Annotated in this window: 2 protein-coding genes and 1 pseudogene; 1 reads left to right on the top strand and 2 read right to left on the bottom strand. The window is 72.8% G+C overall.

Annotated elements, in window-relative coordinates; all coding sequences use genetic code 11:
- A partial coding sequence (locus KS423_RS43560) for a hypothetical protein (RefSeq protein WP_224285223.1) occupies positions 1 to 189 on the top strand: 189 nt, incomplete at its 5' end.
- 15 nt (positions 190 to 204) lie between these two features.
- Here the strand turns inward: KS423_RS43560 and KS423_RS43555 are convergent.
- Positions 205 to 2064, bottom strand: coding sequence for an ABC-F family ATP-binding cassette domain-containing protein (locus tag KS423_RS43555; protein WP_224285222.1), 1860 nt, complete (start codon positions 2062 to 2064; stop codon positions 205 to 207).
- 121 nt (positions 2065 to 2185) lie between these two features.
- A pseudogene (locus KS423_RS43550) lies at positions 2186 to 2404 on the bottom strand (4-(cytidine 5'-diphospho)-2-C-methyl-D-erythritol kinase); the annotation flags it as partial.

Raw genomic sequence — 2404 nt, 5'->3', positions numbered from 1 at the left:
GGCGGTCGGGTGCCGGACCCGGCCGAGGTCGACCGGGTGCGGCAGGCGCTGGACGAGCTGACCGCCGCCGCCCGGGCGCACCGCCCGCCGACGAACCCGGCGGCCGGTCCGACCGCCCCGCACGACCCGACGCGCAGCGCACTGGGCCGTGCGGCGGAGGAGCTCGAAACGCTCCTCCGCACCGGCTGACCCGGCTGACCCGGCTCAGACCTGCTCGGCCAGCTCCAGCCAGCTCATCTCCAGCTCCTCCTTCTCCTCCCGGACCGCGCGCAGCTGCGTGTCCAGCTCCGCGACCTTGGAGAAGTCGGCGGCATGCTCGGCGAGTTGGGTGTGCAGCTTGGACTCCTTCTCGTCCAGCTTGGCGATCTGCCGCTCAAGCTTCTGCATCTCCTTCTTCGCCGCCCGCAGGTCCCCGCCGGACAGCGCAGGAGCAACGCCCTCGGCAGCCGAAGCGCCGGAGGTGCCCGAGACGCCCGACGCGCCCGAAGCAGCCGACGCGGCCGGAGCGGCAGCGGGTACCGCGGCGGCGGCCATCCGGGCCCGGCGCTCCAGGTACTCGTCCACGCCGTTCGGCAGCATCCGCATCTTCTTGTCGCCGAGCAGCGCCTGGACGGTGTCCGTGGTGCGCTCGATGAAGAAGCGGTCGTGGCTGATGACGATCATCGAGCCGGGCCAGCCGTCGAGCAGGTCCTCCAGCTGGTTGAGCGTCTCGATGTCCAGGTCGTTGGTGGGCTCGTCCAGGAACAGCACGTTGGGCTCGTCCATCAGCAGCCGCAGCAGCTGGAGCCGGCGCCGCTCGCCACCGGAGAGGTCGCCGACCGGCGTCCACTGCTTGTCCTTGCCGAAGCCGAACTGCTCGCACAGCTGGCCGGCGCTCATCTCCCGGCCCTTGCCGAGGTCGACCCGTGAGCGGACCTGCTCGACGGCCTGGAGCACCCGGGTCGCCGGGTCCAGCTCGGCAACCTCCTGCGACAGGTAGGCCAGCCGCACGGTCTTGCCGACCTTGATGACGCCCGACGCCGGCTGGACGTCGCCCTCCGAGGCGTACGCGTCGCGCAGGGCGCGCAGCAGCGAGGTCTTGCCGGCGCCGTTGACGCCGAGCAGACCGATCCGGTCGCCGGGGCCGAGCTGCCAGGTGACGTTCTCCAGCAGCAGCTTCGGGCCGGCCTTGACGGTCACGCCCTCCAGGTCGAAGACCGTCTTCCCGAGCCGCGCGTTGGCGAACTTCATCAGCTCGGACTTGTCGCGCGGCTCCGGCACGTCCGCGATCAGGGCGTTGGCGGCCTCGATCCGGTAGCGCGGCTTGGAGGTGCGGGCGGGGGCGCCGCGGCGCAGCCAGGCCAGCTCCTTGCGGGCCATGTTCTGGCGCTTCTGCTCCTCGACGGCCTCGATCCGGGAGCGCTCGGCGCGGGCGAAGACGTAGTCCGAGTAGCCACCCTCGTACTCGTGCACCTCGCCGTGCTGGACGTCCCACATCCGGGTGCAGACCTGGTCGAGGAACCAGCGGTCGTGGGTGACGCAGACCAGCGCCGAGCGGCGCTTCTGGAGGTGCGCGGCGAGCCAGTTGATGCCCTCGACGTCGAGGTGGTTGGTGGGCTCGTCGAGGACGACCAGGTCGGGCGAGCCGAGCAGCAGCTTGGCGAGGGCGATCCGGCGGCGCTCACCACCGGAGAGCGGGCCGATGACGGTGTCCAGGCCGTCGGCGAAGCCGGGCAGGTCGAGGCCGCCGAAGAGGCCCTCGATGATGTCGCGGATGCGGGCGTCGCCGAGCCACTCGTGGTCGGCCCGGTCGGCGATCACCTCGTGCCGGATGGTGGCCTCGGGGTCGAGCGAGTCGTGCTGGGTGAGGACGGCCATCTGCAGCCCGCCGGAGTGGGTGATCCGGCCGCCGTCCGGCTCCTCCAGCTTGGCGAGCATCCGGATCAGGGTGGTCTTGCCGTCGCCGTTGCGGCCGACGACGCCGATCCGGTCGCCCTCGCTGACGCCCAGGCTGACCGCGTCCAGCAGGGTGCGGGTGCCGTAGACCTTCGTGACGGACTCGATGGTGGCGAGGTTGACGGCCACGTGTGCTGCGCTCCTGGGTTCGGCGGTCGCGGGGCGGCCCACTGCTCGACGGCCGGGCACCCCTCTCGGGGACACCCCGATCTCTCCAGCCTAATGGGCCCGCCGCGGCACCTTCACCGCGTCAGCCCGCGACGGAGGCCCCCGGCACCGGCCCGTGGGTGGCATGCGCGGTCCGGCAGGTGCCGGAGGCCCTCAGCGCTTCGGCCACCACGGCGGCGGCCTCGGCGTCCTTGACCAGGAAGGCGCAGGTCGGCCCGGAGCCGGAGACGAGCGCCCCGAGCGCGCCCGCCTCGGTGCCGGCCCGCAGGGTGGCGGCGAGCGCGGGGCGCAGCGAGAGCGC

Source organism: Streptomyces sp. LS1784, from assembly GCF_020103755.1.
GTDB lineage: Bacteria > Actinomycetota > Actinomycetes > Streptomycetales > Streptomycetaceae > Kitasatospora.
Note: the sequence above shows the minus strand (reverse complement) of the source record. Positions and strands in the feature narration are given on the sequence as shown.